The sequence below is a fragment of the Actinoplanes sp. NPDC024001 genome (assembly GCF_040638955.1).
GTDB lineage: Bacteria > Actinomycetota > Actinomycetes > Mycobacteriales > Micromonosporaceae > Actinoplanes.
Genome location: NZ_JBEZZB010000210.1, coordinates 1 through 15,501, shown reverse-complemented (window position 1 = coordinate 15,501; position 15,501 = coordinate 1). Strand labels below are relative to the sequence as shown.

General features: G+C 72.2%; 15 protein-coding genes. 10 read left to right on the top strand and 5 right to left on the bottom strand.

What is annotated here, in order from left to right; translation table 11 throughout:
- Positions 1 to 96: 96 nt before the first annotated feature.
- Entirely contained in the window at positions 97 to 948 is an 852-nt protein-coding gene (locus tag AB0F81_RS45485; protein ID WP_360209620.1) for an SDR family oxidoreductase, read from the bottom strand.
- A gap of 120 nt (positions 949 to 1,068) precedes the next feature.
- Between AB0F81_RS45485 and AB0F81_RS45480 the strand changes: the two genes are divergently transcribed.
- The 5 genes from AB0F81_RS45480 to AB0F81_RS45460 all read left to right on the top strand — a co-directional run bounded on the left by AB0F81_RS45480 (position 1,069) and on the right by AB0F81_RS45460 (position 5,847).
- Positions 1,069 to 1,446 carry a helix-turn-helix domain-containing protein gene (locus tag AB0F81_RS45480; protein WP_360209618.1) on the top strand — a complete coding sequence of 126 codons (378 nt, stop codon included), beginning with the start codon at positions 1,069 to 1,071 and terminating at the stop codon, positions 1,444 to 1,446.
- A gap of 12 nt (positions 1,447 to 1,458) precedes the next feature.
- Complete coding sequence (locus tag AB0F81_RS45475; RefSeq protein WP_360209615.1) at positions 1,459 to 1,809, top strand: UBP-type zinc finger domain-containing protein; 351 nt, start codon at positions 1,459 to 1,461, stop codon at positions 1,807 to 1,809.
- Between the two features lie 229 nt (positions 1,810 to 2,038).
- Positions 2,039 to 3,598 carry a methyl-accepting chemotaxis protein gene (locus AB0F81_RS45470; protein WP_360209612.1) on the top strand — a complete coding sequence of 520 codons (1,560 nt, stop codon included), beginning with the start codon at positions 2,039 to 2,041 and terminating at the stop codon, positions 3,596 to 3,598.
- Positions 3,599 to 3,684: 86 nt separating this feature from the next.
- Positions 3,685 to 4,755, top strand: coding sequence for a GGDEF domain-containing protein (locus AB0F81_RS45465; RefSeq protein ID WP_360209609.1), 1,071 nt, complete (start codon positions 3,685 to 3,687; stop codon positions 4,753 to 4,755).
- A 39-nt stretch (positions 4,756 to 4,794) separates the two neighbouring features.
- On the top strand, positions 4,795 to 5,847 hold the full coding sequence (locus AB0F81_RS45460) for a GGDEF domain-containing protein (protein WP_360209606.1): 1,053 nt from the start codon (positions 4,795 to 4,797) through the stop codon (positions 5,845 to 5,847).
- A gap of 118 nt (positions 5,848 to 5,965) precedes the next feature.
- Here AB0F81_RS45460 and AB0F81_RS45455 read toward each other — a convergent pair whose 3' ends face one another.
- Both AB0F81_RS45455 and AB0F81_RS45450 read right to left on the bottom strand, forming a co-directional pair.
- Positions 5,966 to 7,072 carry a CaiB/BaiF CoA-transferase family protein gene (locus AB0F81_RS45455; RefSeq protein WP_360209603.1) on the bottom strand — a complete coding sequence of 369 codons (1,107 nt, stop codon included), beginning with the start codon at positions 7,070 to 7,072 and terminating at the stop codon, positions 5,966 to 5,968.
- Positions 7,062 to 8,225: an acyl-CoA dehydrogenase family protein gene (locus AB0F81_RS45450; RefSeq protein WP_360209600.1), complete on the bottom strand. Its 1,164-nt coding sequence runs from the start codon at positions 8,223 to 8,225 to the stop codon at positions 7,062 to 7,064. Before AB0F81_RS45450 ends, AB0F81_RS45455 begins: the two co-directional genes overlap by 11 nt.
- A 139-nt stretch (positions 8,226 to 8,364) precedes the next feature.
- On the opposite strand from AB0F81_RS45450, the gene AB0F81_RS45445 reads away from it, so the two are divergent.
- Complete coding sequence (locus AB0F81_RS45445) at positions 8,365 to 8,973, top strand: TetR/AcrR family transcriptional regulator (protein WP_360209598.1); 609 nt, start codon at positions 8,365 to 8,367, stop codon at positions 8,971 to 8,973.
- 122 nt (positions 8,974 to 9,095) lie between these two features.
- Positions 9,096 to 10,976: a propionyl-CoA synthetase gene (locus AB0F81_RS45440; RefSeq protein WP_360209595.1), complete on the top strand. Its 1,881-nt coding sequence runs from the start codon at positions 9,096 to 9,098 to the stop codon at positions 10,974 to 10,976.
- Positions 10,977 to 11,084: 108 nt separating this feature from the next.
- Here the strand turns inward: AB0F81_RS45440 and AB0F81_RS45435 are convergent, their stop codons facing one another.
- A complete protein-coding gene (locus AB0F81_RS45435) occupies positions 11,085 to 12,812 on the bottom strand; it encodes a sulfatase-like hydrolase/transferase (protein WP_360209593.1) in 1,728 nt (575 codons plus the stop codon).
- 67 nt (positions 12,813 to 12,879) lie between these two features.
- On the opposite strand from AB0F81_RS45435, the gene AB0F81_RS45430 reads away from it, so the two are divergent.
- The 3 genes from AB0F81_RS45430 to AB0F81_RS45420 are packed head-to-tail and all read left to right on the top strand — an operon-like array spanning position 12,880 to position 14,939.
- Entirely contained in the window at positions 12,880 to 13,587 is a 708-nt protein-coding gene (locus tag AB0F81_RS45430; protein ID WP_360209590.1) for a hypothetical protein, read from the top strand.
- Positions 13,588 to 13,625: 38 nt separating this feature from the next.
- Entirely contained in the window at positions 13,626 to 14,555 is a 930-nt protein-coding gene (locus tag AB0F81_RS45425) for a LysR family transcriptional regulator (protein WP_360209587.1), read from the top strand.
- Positions 14,556 to 14,588: 33 nt separating this feature from the next.
- Positions 14,589 to 14,939, top strand: coding sequence for a YrdB family protein (locus tag AB0F81_RS45420; RefSeq protein ID WP_360209584.1), 351 nt, complete (start codon positions 14,589 to 14,591; stop codon positions 14,937 to 14,939).
- Position 14,940: 1 nt separating this feature from the next.
- On the opposite strand, the gene AB0F81_RS45415 is transcribed toward AB0F81_RS45420, so the two are convergent.
- Positions 14,941 to 15,354: a PPOX class F420-dependent oxidoreductase gene (locus tag AB0F81_RS45415; protein ID WP_360209581.1), complete on the bottom strand. Its 414-nt coding sequence runs from the start codon at positions 15,352 to 15,354 to the stop codon at positions 14,941 to 14,943.
- Positions 15,355 to 15,501: the final 147 nt, after the last annotated feature.

Here is a 15,501-nt window from a genome sequence, read left to right as displayed (position 1 = left end):
GCGCCGGCGAGCGCGGCGTCGCCCTGCGCGTCGACGCCGACGCCGCCGTCGCCGTGCTGGGTGGCCGCTTCGCCGACGTCACCGACGCGGCGCCGCTCAGTTCTTGAGGGCGGTGGCCACGGCGTCGGCGAGAGAGGTCGCCGGGCGGCCGATCAGCCGGGTCAGGTCGTCGCTGTCGGTGTCCAGCTCGCCCTCGGCGATCTTGGTGTCGGTGTCCGCGAGCAGGCCCGCGTACTGCTCGGGCAGGCCGGCCCCGACCAGGACCGCCTGGTACTCGGCGACCGGCAGGTCGCGGTACTCGACCGGGGTGCCGGACTGGCGGGCCACCTCGGCGGCCAGCTCGGCCATCGTGAACGCCTCGCCGCCCAGCTCGTAGACCCCGGGCTCGGCGGAGAGCAGAACCGCGGCGGCGGCCTCGGCGAAGTCGGCGCGGGTGGCCGCGGCGATCCGGCCGTCACGGGCGCTGCCCAGGAACGCGCCGGTGCTCAGCGCCGTACCGAACTGGCCGGTGTAGTTCTCGATGTACCAGCCGTTGCGCAGCAACGCGAAGGGAATGCCGGCGGCCGCGATGACCTGCTCGGTGGCGAGGTGCTCGGGGGCGAGCCCGACCCGCGTGGTGTCCGCGCGCAGGATGCTGGTGTAGGCCAGGAAGCCGACTCCGGCGGCGCGGGCCGCCTCGATCGCGGCGGTGTGCTGCGGCACCCGCTTGCCCACCTCGTTGCCGGAGATCAGCAGCAGCCGGTCGATGCCCGCGAACGCGGTCGCCAGCGTCTCCGGCCGGTCGTAGTCGGCCTCGCGGACCTGGACACCGAGGGCGGCCAGGCGGGCGGCCTTGCCGGTGTCGCGGACCGCCGCGACGATCTCGCCCGGCGCGACGCCCCGGCTGATCAGGGCCTCGACGACGAGACGGCCCAGGTGTCCGGTGGCTCCGGTGACGGCGATGGTCATGGCAACTCCTCGAGACGAACGGGTACTGGCCAGAAGAATGCACTAACTTTTCGAAAGCGCCAACCTTCGGTGAGCGCCCTCACGAGACTCAGCGCGGTCTCCGGCGGTATCGTCGGCGGCATGAGTGAGCCGGACGACGACCTGATTCCCAGCGTCTTCGCCCGCGAGTGCGCCTCCCGCGCGGTGCTGGCCGACGTGACCGGCCGCTGGGGCACGCTGGCGCTCGCCGCCCTGCACGAGGGGGCCTACCGGTTCAACGCGCTGCGCCGGCGCGTCGACGGGGTGAGCGAGAAGATGCTGGCCCAGACGTTGCAGGCCCTCGAGCGTGACGGCCTGGTCCGCCGCGAGGTGCAGGCGACCATCCCGCCCCGGGTGGAGTACAGCCTGACCGAGATGGGCGAGCGGGTCGCCGCCAAGCTGGTCGAGCTGATCGAGCTGGTCGAGGGTGAGATCGGTCGCGTCCGTTCCGCGCAGCAGGAGTACGACCAGGCCCGCTGATAGGTTTCGATCATGAGTGCCGACGCCCCGATCCGAACTGACGTCCCGCCCTCCGGTCCCGGCTGCGCCGAGTGCCTGGAGACCGACGGCTGGTGGTTCCACCTGCGCCGCTGCGCCCAGTGCGGGCACATCGGCTGCTGCGACACCTCCCCGTCGCAGCACGCGACCGCCCACTTCCGCAGCACCGGGCACCCGATCATCCAGTCCTTCGAGCCGGGCGAGGACTGGTACTGGGACTACACCTCCGAGCAGGCCGCCAGCGGTCCGGAGCTGGCCCCGCCGACCAGCCGTCCCGAGGAGCAGCCGGTGCCCGGCCCGCTCGGGGCCGTCCCCGCCGACTGGCGAAGCAAGCTGAACCGCTGAACGCGCCGCCCGGTCGTCCGTGCGACCGGGCCCCGGCCGCCAATAGTTTCACCGTCCGTGACGCCCGGCCTGCGCGGAGCCCGTCAGCGCGGCGGCGGAGTCCCTCGCCCGCCCGATCTTCCGCATCCGGATCGTCTGCAAGCGGACGTAATGGTTGCTGAAAGGTTCAGCCCTCAGATGAACGACGGCCAGGCCGATGGAGCCTACGTCGAACAATCGTGGAGGGCAGATGCGCGGTCTAGAGAACATCGGTACGGCCAAGCGGCTCAGTGCCATCGTGGCCACCGGAGCCGTCGCGCTCGGCGCGATGGCGACGATCACCCTGTTGGGGCAGGCCAAGCTGGCCGACCAGGCGGAGGAGATGCGCAGCCTGGAGGCCGGGCTCGCCGCGCTGAACCACCTGAACAACCGCCAGAGCGAGCTGAAGGTGGACGCGTACCGGGCCGCCCTCGGCCACGACGTCAGCGGTGACGTGAAGGACGACGTGGAATCGGCGGTCAACGCCGCGAACCTGGTCGTCACCTCCGGCCTGCCGGCCGACATCACCGCCGAGTTCAACGGCTACCGGCCGGACTTCGACGCCTTCAACGACTTCATCCTCGCCTTCGTCGACGAGGGCGTGGCGAACCCGAAGTCGGTGGTCAACCGAACCGATGAGATCGCGGAGCGCAACAACAAGACCGACGACGAGCTGGACACCCTCACCGAGAAGGTGGAGACCCGGGTCGCCGAGCAGAAGGCCGAGATGGCGAGCACCGTCAGCTCGACCCGCACCACCGCGATCATCGTCGCGCTGGCCGGTCTGGTGCTGCTGATCGGCCTCGCCGTCCCGATGGTGCGCTCGATCCTCGGCCCGATCCGCAAGCTGGGCCTGGTGATCGACGCGCTGGACGGCGGCGACCTGACCGTGCGCAGCGGTATCACCAGCCGCGACGAGATCGGCCAGATGGCCGCCGGCCTGGACCGCTCCCTCGACAAGCTCCGCGAGTCGATGCAGACCATCGCCCACGACGCGGACAGCCTGGCCGCCGCCTCGACCGAGCTGGCCGCCGTCTCCGGCGAGATCGCCGCCGCGGTCGACAACACCGACCGGCAGAGCAGCTCCGCCTCGATCGAGGCCGACGAGATCTCCCGCAACGTGCAGACCGTGGCCGCCGGCTCCGAGGAGATGGGCCTGTCGATCCGGGAGATCTCCCGCAACGCGGCCGACGCCGCCCAGGTCGCCTCGATCGCGGTCTCCGAGGCCGCCCGCGCCACCGAGACCATCCGTCAGCTCGGCGAGTCGTCCGCCGAGATCGGCAACGTGATCAAGCTGATCACCAGCATCGCCGAGCAGACCAACCTGCTCGCCCTCAACGCCACCATCGAGGCCGCGCGTGCCGGCGACGCCGGCAAGGGCTTCGCGGTCGTCGCCAGCGAGGTCAAGGACCTGGCCCAGGAGACCGCCCGCGCCACCGAGGACATCGGCGCCCGGGTCAACGCCATCCAGCAGGACACCGGCGGCGCGGTCGAGGTCATCAACCGCATCTCCGAGGTCATCGCGCAGATCAACGACTTCCAGACCACGATCGCCTCGGCGGTGGAGGAGCAGACCGCCACCACCGGTGAGATGAGCCGCAGCATCGCTGAGGTGGCGGCCGGTTCCAGCCGGATCGCCGCGAACATCACCGACGTCTCGGAGGCCAGCGCGGCCACGGTCGGCGGGGTCAACCAGACCCGGGAGGCGAGCACCGAGGTCTCGCGTACCGCTGAGGAGCTGCGCGGCCTGGTCGCCGCGTTCAAGTTCTGACCGATCATCGAGCATGCCGGGGCCGGCCACCGTCAGGTGGCCGGCCCTTTGCTCATGGTCGGCCCCGGGATGCCGATGGGACCCGTATGCGGTGGCTGACCCGGAGCGGCGAGGAGTCCGTCGACGACACGTTGCTGACCCGTCGCCGGACGATGGAGAAGAGCGCGCTGCTCAGCCGCGGCCTCGGCATGATCGCCACGATCCTGTTCGTGACAGGGGTCGGCGCCACCGGCTTCGAAACGGCTCCGCCGGCACTGCGGGCCGTCTGTTACGTCGGGATCGCCGCGATGCTCGTGGCCAACGCGCTCGCGACGTACGGGCTGCTGCGCCCGGCGTCGCGCCACTACGGGCGGCAGAGCGCCGTCCAGGTCACCCTCGACACCCTGGTGATCTCCGGCCTCGTCGGCTACTCCGAGCATTTCAGCGGCGACCTGTCCTGGCCGATCCTGGCAGTGCCGGTCGTGGTCGCCGCGGTCCGGCACCAGCTGGCCGGCGCGCTGCTGGCGTGGGCGACCACCACGGCCGCGTTCGCCGCGATGGTGCCCGGCGCGGCGGGCTCGTCGACCGTGCGCGACGTCCTGTTCGCCGGACTGATCAACCTGCTGATCGCCCTGGTCACCGGCTTCCAGTCGCTGGCGTTCGCCCGCCAGTTCGCCACCCTGAACCAGACCCGGCGGGCACTGCAGCACCAGGCCACCCACGACCCGCTGACCGGGCTGCCCAACCGGGCGCAGCTCGACGGGTACGCCGAGCGGTTCGCCGGCCGCCCGCTCGCCGTGCTGCTGCTCGACCTGAACGGCTTCAAACAGGTCAACGACACGTACGGGCACGCGGCCGGGGACCGGCTGCTGCACGAGATCGGTGGTCGCCTGACCGGCGCGCTCGACGATCAGGGGCTGGCCGGACGGCTCGGCGGCGACGAGTTCCTGGTGCTGCTCCCGGACGCCGAACCGGAGGCGATCGCGCCGGTCGTCGAGCGGATCCGCGAGGCCGTGGCCCGGCCGGTGGTGGTCGGCGGCGGACACGAGGTCACCGTCGGCGTGAGCGTGGGCCGGGCGCACCGGCCGGCCGGCGGCACCGCCGGGCTGGACGCGCTGACCGCCGAGGCGGACGCCGCGATGTACCGCGACAAGCGCGGCCGGACACTGGTCGCCTGACCGGCTCAAGGATGGCCCCGGGATGCCGATGGTGGGCTCATGCGCACGCTGACCGGCACCCGGGACGAGCCGCCGGCCGACGACTCGCAGCTGTCCCGGCGGCGCACGATCGAGAGCGCCCAGCTGGTCTCCCGTACGATCGGGATCGCCTTCTCGGCGATCTATGCCGGCGGCGGCGCCGGCTTCGGGCCGAGCGTGCTGAGCGACGCGATGCTGCTGGCCTGCTGGGCCGGTTTCGGTCTGATGGCCGTGGCGAACGTGCTGGGTTTCCTGGCCCGCCGGCGTCCGGGGGCGTGGTGGTACTCCCGGTTCAGCACTGCGCAGGTGGTTCTCGACACCGCCACCATCCTGGCCTTCGTGATCGTCTCCGAGCGCGAGTTCCCGCAGAGCACCTGGCCGCTGCTCGGGCTGGCGATCACGATCGCTGCCCTGCGGCTGCGGCTGACCGGCGCGTTGCTGGTCTTCGCCGTGACCTCGGTGGCGTTCGCGCTGTTCGTGCCGGCCTCGATCGACCTGCCGTTCGTGGTCGGGATCAACGCGATGACCGCGGTCATCGCCGGGGCCCAGGCCTCGGCCTTCGACCGGCAGCTGAGGACGCTGCACGAGACCCGGCAGGCGCTGCAGCACCAGGCAACCCATGACGGGCTCACCGGGCTGCCCAACCGCGCGCAACTGGCCGCGTACGCCGAACGGGCCGCCGGCCGGCCGCTGGCCGTGCTGCTGCTCGACCTGAACGGCTTCAAGCAGGTCAACGACACCTACGGGCACGCGGCCGGTGACCGGCTGCTGCACGAGGTGGGGGCGCGGCTGACCGGCGTGCTCGGCGCGGAGGGGCTGGCCGGGCGGCTCGGCGGCGACGAGTTCCTGGTGCTGCTCCCGGACGCCGGCACCGCGGAGGTCGCCCGCGCCGTGGTCCGGATCCGCGACGCGGTCCGCCGCCCGGTCGACCTCGGCGACGGCCGGGAGGTCACCGTCGGCGTCAGCGCGGGGGTGGCGATCCGCCCGGCCGGTGGCGACGCCGGCCTGGACGCGCTGAGCGCCGAGGCCGACGCCGCCATGTACCGCGATAAGCGCAGCCGCCGAGCCGCCTGACCCTGCCGCGGCTGTCCCCGGGTGCTGTGTGCGGGCTCGTTGGGCGACCCTGGGCGTCAGCCGGAAGATCCGGCTGACGCCGGGTGCTGTGTGCGGGCACGGAAGGCGACTCTGGGCGTCAGCCGGTCTGCTTCCAGGAGTCCAGGACCTCGGGGACGGTGGTCGCGCGCGGGGGCGTCGGCGCGCCCGCCGGCGTGCGGTCGAAGCGCGGCGCCGGCGCCGGCTGCACCACCCCGCCCACCTCGACGAACGTCCCCCGCGCCCGGTTGTGCGGGTGATCCGGCGCCTCACCCGGCGACAGCACCGGGCTCACGCATGCGTCCACCCCGTCGAACACCGCGGCCCACTCGTCGCGGGTCCGGGACGCGAACCGCTCCGCGAAGATCCGGCGCAGCGCCGGCCACCCGGACCGGTCCATCTGGTGCGGCAGGCTCTCGTCGCCGTCGAGCCCCAGCCCGCGCAGCAGCGCCGCGTAGAACTGCGGCTCCAGCGCGCCGACCGCCAGATGGCCGCCGTCCGACGCCCGGTAGGTGTCGTAGAACGGCGCCCCACCGTCGAGCAGGTTCTCGCCCCGGCCGCCACGCCACATCCCGCCCGCGATCATCCCGTGCAGGAACGTGGTGAGCAGCGCCGAGCCGTCCACCATCGCCGCGTCCACCACCTGGCCGCGGCCGGAGCGTTCGCGTTCCAGCAGCGCCGCGAGCACCCCGACGGCCATCAGCATCCCGCCCCCGGCGAAGTCGGCGAGCAGGTTGATCGGCGCGTGCGGGTTCTCGCCGGGCCGGCCGAGCGGCTCCAGGGCGCCGGCGATCGCCAGGTAGTCGATGTCGTGGCCGGCGGCGGGCGCGAGCGGGCCGTCCTGCCCCCAGCCGGTCATCCGCGCGTACACCAGCCGGGGGTTGATCTTCTCGCACGCCGCCGGGCCGAAGCCGAGCCGCTCGGCCACCCCCGGGCGATAGCCCTCCACCAGCACGTCGGCCTGCTCGATCAGGCTCAGCAGCCCGGCGATGCCGGCCTCCGATTTCAGATCCAGAGCAACGGTACGGCGGGAGCGCTGCAACGGCCCGGCCTGCGGAACGAGTGGTCCGGTGCCGCTGGGCCGGTCCACCAGCACCACGTCGGCGCCGAGGTCGGCGAGGACCATGCAACCGAACGGTCCGGGTGCGAGGCCGGCCAGTTCGACCACCCTGACGCCGGCGAGCGGCGGGCGACCCTCAGAGGACACGCGCGATCAGCTCCTTCATGATCTCGTTCGTGCCGCCGTAGATCTTCTGGACCCGGGCGTCCGCGTACATCGTGGCGATCGGGTACTCGGTGGTGTAGCCGTAGCCGCCGAAGATCTGCAGGCAGCGGTCGACCACCTCGCACTGCCCCTCGGTGAGATACAGCTTGGCCATCGCGGCGGTCGCCACGTCCAGCTCACCACGGGCGTGCCGGCTGATGCAGTCGTCCAGGAAGATCCGGGACACCCGGGTCCGGGTGGCGCAGTCGGCGAGCACCATCCGGGTGTTCTGGTGCCCCAGCAGGGCCTTGCCGAAGGCGGTGCGCTCCTTGGCGTACGCCGTGGCCAGCTCGACCGCGCGCTGCATGGCAGCGACCGCGCCGACGCCGATGACCAGCCGCTCCTGCGGCAGCTGCTGCATCATCTGGATGAATCCGGCGTTCTCGGTGCCCAGCAGGTTGGCGGCCGGCACCCGGAAGTCGTCGAAGAACAGCTCGGCCGTGTCGTTGGAGTGCAGGCCGATCTTCTCCAGGTTGCGGCCGCGGCGGAACCCGGCCGGGTCGCCGCCGACCTCGCAGACCAGCAGCGAGATGCCGTGCGCCTTGGCGGACTGATCGGTCTTCACCGCCAGGATGATCAGGTCGGCGAGTCCACCGTTCGTGATGAACGTCTTCGCGCCGGTCACCAGGTAGTCTTCGCCGTCGCGCACGGCCCGGGTGCGGATCGCCTGGACGTCGGAGCCGCCGTCCGGCTCGGTCATCCCGATCGCGCCGATCAGCTCGCCACTGGTCAGTCCCGGCAGCCAGCGCTGCTTCTGCTCCTCGGTGCCGTAGGCGACCAGGTAGCCGGTGACGATGCCGCTGTGCACGGCCAGGCCGAGGCTGCCCTCGCCGGCCAGCGTCTGCTCGTGCAGCAGCACGGCCTCGTGGGTGAAGTCGCCGCCCCCGCCGCCGTACTGCTCCGGGACGGAGAGGCCGAGCAGGCCGAGCTCGCCGGCCCGGCGGTAGTGCTCGCGGTCGGGGTGGCCCTGTTTCTCCAGGCGGCCGGCGTGCGGCAGCACCTCTTTGGTGAAGAAGGCGCGGGCCAGCTCGGCCAGGTCGTCGTGTTCCGGCTTGCGCCACGGCTCGGCGTAGCCGTCCAGTCCAGGCGTTGGCATCGACACACCCTCGAACACTATTGGCGATGTGTCAATAAGCGCGATATGAATTCTCGCCATTCATCGTTTGATCCGATCAACGCATCGACGCACCCCCGATCGCGGAAGCCGATGAATCGACCTGACGTAAGGTCACGGAGTGGTGCATGTCGAGGCGGCCCGGCGCCGCCGGCTGGAACCGGACGCCCGGCGCGAGCAGATCCTCTCGGTGGCGATCCGCCTGTTCGGGGAGAAACCGTACGCGGAGGTGTCCACCACCGATGTGGCGCGAATAGCCGGAGTGGCGCGCGGGCTGGTGAACCACTATTTCAGGACGAAGAAGGACCTTTACCTCGAAGTCGTCCGGGTGATGCTCACCGTGCCGGCGGTGGCCGTGGAGAGCCTTTCGGCGGGCGAACCGGCCGAACGGGCCGAAGCCATCGTGAACTGGTTCCTCGACGTCCTTTCCCGGCACGGCACCACGTGGCTCGCCGCCACCTCGGCCGGCGGGATGGCCGGTGATGCTGATGTGGACGCCGTGATCGCTGAGGCGGTCGATGTGGCCGCGGACGGTGTGCTCTCCGCGTTCGGCCTGGGGGAGCAGCCGACGGAGGCGCTGCGCGGGATGGCCCGGTCCTACGTCGGCCTGGCCATCCACACCGGGCGGGAGTGGCTGCAGCGCGGCGCCCTCACCCGCGACCAGGTGCACATCCTGCTGACCACGACGTTGCTGACCATGGTGGACCGAGTGTTCCCGCAGGCTCGCTGACGGACCGGAGCGTCCGCGATGCGGACTCTCCGGTCCCCGCTTGAGCCTAGCCTCCTAGGATGCCCTAGCGGGTGTGCCGGGGGACCGTGGACAAACGGCGCGCCGACCGGCAGCGTCAGATCATGGGTGCATATCGGGAGGCGTACCACCGCAGCATCACCGACCCGGACGGCTTCTGGCGCGAGGCCGCCACCGCCGTCGACTGGCACCGGGACCCGGAGCGGATCCTCGACGACAGCGAGGCGCCACTGTTCCGCTGGTTTCCCGACGCCGAGCTGAACACCTGCCACAACGCGCTGGACCGGCACGTCGACGCGGGGCGCGGGGACCAGCCCGCGCTGATCTACGACAGTCCGGTGACCGGGGCGGTGCGCTCGTACTCGTACCGGGAACTGCGCGACGAAGTCGCGATCTTCGCCGGCGCTCTGCGCCGGCTCGGGGTGACGCCGGGCGACCGTGTGGTGATCTACATGGCGATGGTGCCGGAGGCGGTCGTCGCGATGCTGGCCTGCGCCCGGCTCGGCGCCGTGCACTCGGTGGTCTTCGGTGGTTTCGGCGCCCGCGAGCTGGCCGCGCGCATCGACGACGCCCGTCCGAAGGTGATCGTGGCGTCCTCGTGCGGGATCGAGGCCGGGCGGGTGGTGCCCTACCAGCCGATGCTCGACGCGGCGCTGGCCGAGTCGGCGCACCGGCCGGAGCACCGGGTGATCCTGCAGCGCCCGGAGTCACCGGCGGTGCTCGCCGACGGCGATCTCGACTGGGCGGAGGCGATCGCCGGCGCGCACCCGGCCCTCTGCGTGCCGGTGCGGGCCACCGACCCGCTCTACATCCTCTACACGTCCGGGACGACCGGCCGGCCCAAGGGCGTGGTCCGCGACAACGGCGGCCACGCGGTCGCGTTGCGCTGGTCGATGGAGAACATCTTCGGGGTACGCCCGGGCGAGGTGTTCTGGGCGGCGTCCGATGTGGGCTGGGTGGTCGGGCACTCGTACATCGTGTACGGACCGCTGCTCGCCGGCGCCACCACGATCCTCTACGAGGGCAAGCCGGTCGGCACCCCCGACGCGGGCGCGTTCTGGCGGGTCGTGGAGCAGCACCGGGTCGCGGTGATGTTCACCGCGCCGACCGCGATCCGGGCGATCCGCAAGGAGGACCCGGACGGCAAGCTCGCGGCCGCGCGCGATCTGCGCGGCCTGCGCACGCTCTTCCTGGCCGGCGAGCGGCTCGACCCGCCGACGTACGCGTGGGCCGGCGACGTGCTGGACCGTCCGGTGATCGACAACTGGTGGCAGACCGAGACCGGCTGGCCGATCGCGGCGAGCCCGCGCGGCCTGGAGGAGCTGCCGACCCGGCCGGGCTCACCGTCGGTGCCGATGCCCGGTTACCGGGTGCGGATCGTCGACGAGTCCGGGGCCGACGTGCCGGCCGGCCAGGAGGGGGCGATCGTGATCGGGCTGCCGCTGCCGCCGGGCTGTCTGCCGACGCTCTGGCACGACGACGAGCGGTACGTGCGCTCCTACCTCGGCACCTTCCAGGGCAACTACCTGACCGGCGACGGCGGGATGTTCGACGCCGACGGCTACCTCTACGTGCTGGGGCGTACCGACGACGTGATCAACGTGGCCGGTCACCGGCTCTCCACGGGCGCCATGGAGGAGGTCCTGGCCGGGCATCCGGCGGTCGCCGAGTGCGCCGTGATCGGCGTCGGTGACCTGCTCAAGGGTCAGGTGCCGCGCGGGTTCGTGGTGGTCAAGGGCGGCGTGGACGCGGAACCGGAGCAGCTGGAGGCCGAGCTGGTGGCCCGGGTGCGTGACCGGATCGGCCCGGTGGCCGCGCTGCGCCGGGTGGACGTGGTGGCCGCCCTGCCGAAGACCCGCTCGGGCAAGATCCTGCGGGGCACGATGCGGGGCATCGCCGACGGCCGGGACGAGCCGGTGCCGTCGACGATCGAGAACCCGGACGTGCTCGAGGCGCTGCGCCCGGTCCTGCGCACGCCCCGGTGACCCGGCTGACGCTCAGGGCTGTTCGCGGGCGCCCGGGACAGCTCTGGGAGTCAGCCGGTGGGCCGGTGTGCGGCGCCGGATTGACCGGGCCGGGCGCCGCACACCGGGTCAGTGGGTGGCCGAGCCGTACGCGGTGAGGAAGCGGTCGCGGAAGGCGTTCATCGGCCAGACCGGCGCGTCGGTCGCCGGCTTGAAGCCCTCGGTCCAGTTCCACGAGCTGATCCTGTCGAGGACGGCCGGGTCGCGGGCCACGATGGTGATCGGCACGTCGTGGCCGGCGTCCTCGCCGACGACCACCTTGGACGGCTGGTGGTCGCCGAGGAAGACCAGCACCAGGTTCTCGTCGCCGTACTTGCGCGCCCAGTCGAGCAGCGTGGTCAGCGTGTACTGGACGGACTTGCCGTACTGGGTGCGGACCTTCTTCGAGCTGCCCCAGACATCCTTCTTCTTCGGCGCGTTCGCGACGTCCTGGTGGTAGACCGAGCCGTCACCGACCTTCTCCCAGTCCAGGAACGTCGGGATCGGCGTCCACGGGGTGTGGCTGGAGATCAGCGGCATCTCCACCATCAGCGGCTGCCGGTTCGGCTTGGCGTACTCCAGCTCGGTGAACTTCTTCAGCGTGAACTGGTCGGGCATCTGCGCCCAGCTGAACTTGGGGCCCTGGTAGCCGAGGTTGCGCGAGTCCCAGATCCGGTTGTAGCCGTAGAAGGTGCCCTCCGGGAAGGCGCGGGTGGCGCCCGGCATGACGCTGACGGTGTCCCAGCCGGAGCGCTTGAACGAGCTGGTCAGGGTGAGCCGGTCGCTGGCGGTGAGGTTGCGGTACCGGCTCTGGTTGTTGATCCACAGGCCGGAGAGCAGGGTCGAGTGGGCCAGCCAGCTGTTGCCGCCGAAGGTGGGGGAGGTGAGCCAGCCGCTGCGCGCGGCGAACCCGGCCTGCTGCAGGGCGGCGGACTGCTCGTCGAGCACGGCGTTGACGCCCGGGGCCAGCTCGGGCGACTCCAGGGCGTTGCGGCCGTAACTCTCCACGAAGGTGAAGATCACGTCCTTGCCGCGCAGGCCGGTGAGCAGCTGGTCGCCGGTGGCGGTCTTGAACGGGTCGGCGGCGACCTCCTCGGCGAACCGGGCCTCGTCGGCGAAGCCCGCGCGGGCCTGGTGGGCCCGGTCCCAGGCGTAGGTGACGGTGCTGCGGGCGGCCAGCGGCACCCGGGGGACGAGCTGCACGCCGAGCAGCAGCACGGCCACCCAGACGACGGTGATCCCGCCCGCGGTGTAGGCGGAGATCCGGCGGTGCCGGGCGACCAGGTCGGTGACCCGCAGGACGGCCCAGACGACCAGGGCGATGACCAGCGCGCCGCCGAGCAGCGCGCCGGCGGCGGCACCGTAGGCGGCGGCCTGTCCGTACGAGTCGCGGATGAAGCCGTAGGTGTCGTCGAACAGCTCCCAGTCCAGGACCGGGTCGAACGGCCGGGCCAGGGTCTCGAACCAGCCCATGTCCAGGGACTTCTCGATGACCAGCCAGCCGAGGGCGGCCCCGGCGATCGAGGCGATGATCACGCGCGGTCGGCGGGGGAGGACGATCAGCACCGCGATGCCGAGGGCCGCCTCGATCGGGATGCGGGCGAACCCGCCGAGCGAGAGGCGCTTGAGGATGTTCGGGTAGAGCAGCGCGACGAAGACGACCACGCAGGCCAGGACGGTCAGGCCCAGCGAGACCCGGGGGTGGCTCAACAGGCGGCGAAGCCGGCCCGGCTGCTGCTGCTCTTCCGGGACCGTCTGGTCCGGCTCCGGCTGGGCGTCTTCTGGGGTCTGCGGGTCGGCGAGGTCTGTCGGCTGCACGTGAAAGGGAACGCATGGTCCGCCCGGATGGTTCAGCGTGATCGCCAAATGTTCTACCTTGTCGATCATGAACGAGCGGGTGGACGTGATCATGCCGGTGGCATCGGTACCGGATCTGCGCGTGCCGCCGCTCGCCGTGACCACCGGTGATCCGCGGGTCGAGTGGGTGGACATGCCCAACGGCACGTGGGCGTTTCAGCTGCGACCGACGATGCGGATCCCCTACGACCCGGCCGGTGCGGTGCGGGCCCGCCGGCACCTGCGCGCGCTCCCGGTCGACCTGGCGATCCGGTTGGTGTTCGTGCTGATCATGCTGACGACCTTTGTCGGCGAGGGGCCCTTCCTGGGGCTGTCCTCGGACACCTGGCTATGGGCCCGGCTCGGGGCGATCATCGCGGTGATCGCCTGGTCGTTCCCGCTGCGGCGGTGGCTGCCGGAGCAGTACCCGGTGACCCAGGCCGGGCGGGTGGTGCGGGTGCCGCACCTGCCTTGCGAGGTCGCTGAGGAGTGGGTCCGGCTCAACCCGGAGACCGTGCGGATCGTCGCTGAGAACGTCCCGGTCCGCCGCTACCGCCCCCGGGTCTACGTGATCTGGTCGGCCGCCTGCTTTGCCGGCGCGCTGCTCGTGGGGGTGGCGCTGGTCCGCGACGCGGTGCCGGGCCGGCTCTGGCTCGCTGTCCCGGCGCTGCTGATCGCCGCGGTGGTGGCCATCGTCAAGGGTGCTGCGCCCGGATTGCGGCCCACGTTCCCTAGATCGACGGACGGATCGCGGTAGCCGGGACCGCCACCCATCGCCGGGTCCACCCTGGGTGCGTGGAGTTACGGCAGCTCAGCTACGTCGAGGCGGTCGCCCGGTACGGCGGGTTCACCCGCGCCGCCGAGCGGCTGCACGTCGCCCAGTCGGCGGTGTCCGCGCAGATCCGGGCCCTGGAGGCGGAACTCGGGCTGGCGCTGTTCGCCCGGACCACCCGCAAGGTGGCGCTGACCCCGGCCGGGGAGCTGTTCGTGGCCCGCGCCCGGCGGGTCCTGGCTGAGCTGGACGGGGCCCGTACCGAGATCAGCGAGATCACCGCGGTGGTCAGCGGGCGGGTCAGCATCGGCGCCACCGCGCACCTCGGGCCGTACGACCTGCCGCAGGCGCTGGCCCGCTTCCGCGACCGGTTCCCGGGCATCGCGCTGCGGCTGCGCTCCGGGCTGCTCACCGGTCTGCTCGGCGCCGTCGACGCCGGCGAGCTGGACCTGGTGGTCGGCCCGGTGCACGGCGCCCTGCCGGCCCGCTTCGACGCGCTGCCGCTCACCGACGAGCAGCTGCTGCTGGCCCTGCCGCTCGGCCACACGCTGGCCCGCTCCGGGCGGCTCACCCTGGGGGAGGCCCGCGACGAGCCGTTCGTGTCGCTGCCGGCGGGCAACGGACTGCGGTGGATCCTCGACGACGCGGCCCGCTCGGCCGGCTTCACGCCGCGGGTGGAGTTCGAGTCGGCCACCGTGGCCGGGATCCGCGAGCTGGTGGCGGCCGGGCTGGGCGTCGGGCTGCTGTCCCGGGCGGTGGCGGAGGGCGCGCACGGCCCGGCCGTGGCGGTCCGGCACCTGCATCCGACCCCGGTGCACCCGCCGATCGGGGTGATGCACAGCCGGGACCGGCCGCTCAGCCCGGCCGCCCAGTCCTGCCGGCATCATCTGGTCGAGGTGGCCGGCCGCCAGAGCGACCCGAGCCACCGCCACAGCGGCGACGAACCGGAGTGACGGTCAGCCCCACCGTCTGCTAGACCGATCATCATGAAAGTGATCAATCTGGGGCTGCGGTTCGTGCTGGAGCTCTGCGCGCTGGCCGCGCTCGCCTACGGCGGCTGGCGAACGCCCGGGCCCATCGGGGTGCGAATCCTCGCGGCGGTCGCCCTGCCGCTGCTGGCCGCGATCGTCTGGGGGCGCTGGGTCGCGCCGAAGGCCAGCCACCCGCTGCCCGACCCGCAGCGGCTGATCCCGGAGTGGCTGGTCTTCGGCGGCGGCGCGGTCGCTCTGATCGTCACCGGTCACCCGCTGCTCGGCGCGGTGCTCGCGGTGCTGGCCGCGGTGAACCGGTGGGCCCTGCACGCGCTGCGGACCGGCACCGGCGGGCAGCCGCTCTGAGTCAGGGGTGCTCGGCGCGCCGGGACGGGTACCAGGTGTCGCCGACCGGGTCGCCGGCCATGTTCCAGCTCCACGAGACCGTCGGGGTGATCCGCAGGTAGAAGCCGGGACCGACGATGCCGGCCCGCTCGACCGGGCCGGTGGCCTCGCCGTAGACGCGGATGCCGCGGGCGATGAACGGGTCGAACGAGACCATGTCGTCGATCACCAGGGCCACCCGGTGGTGCCCGGCGGTGACGTTGCGGACCTTGCGGGTGCGCAGCACGGAGACGCCCGAACCGCCCACCCAGAAGTGGGTGCCGTCGAACTCGAAGCTCACCGGCGCGACGTCCGGCTGGTCGTCGGCGCCGACGGTGGCCAGCCGGGCCAGGGGCTGGGAACGCAGATAGGCAAGCTCGTCCTCGGTGAACGTCATGACACCACAGGATAGGAGCCTATTGCGACTAAGCCCATATATGCGATAGGAATAGCGGGCATTGCAACGTACCCCTGCCTGGAGCTCTCCTTGACCACCTCCGTCGCTCCCGCGCCGGCTGCCGGCCCGGCCACCGCGGTGGCCGGG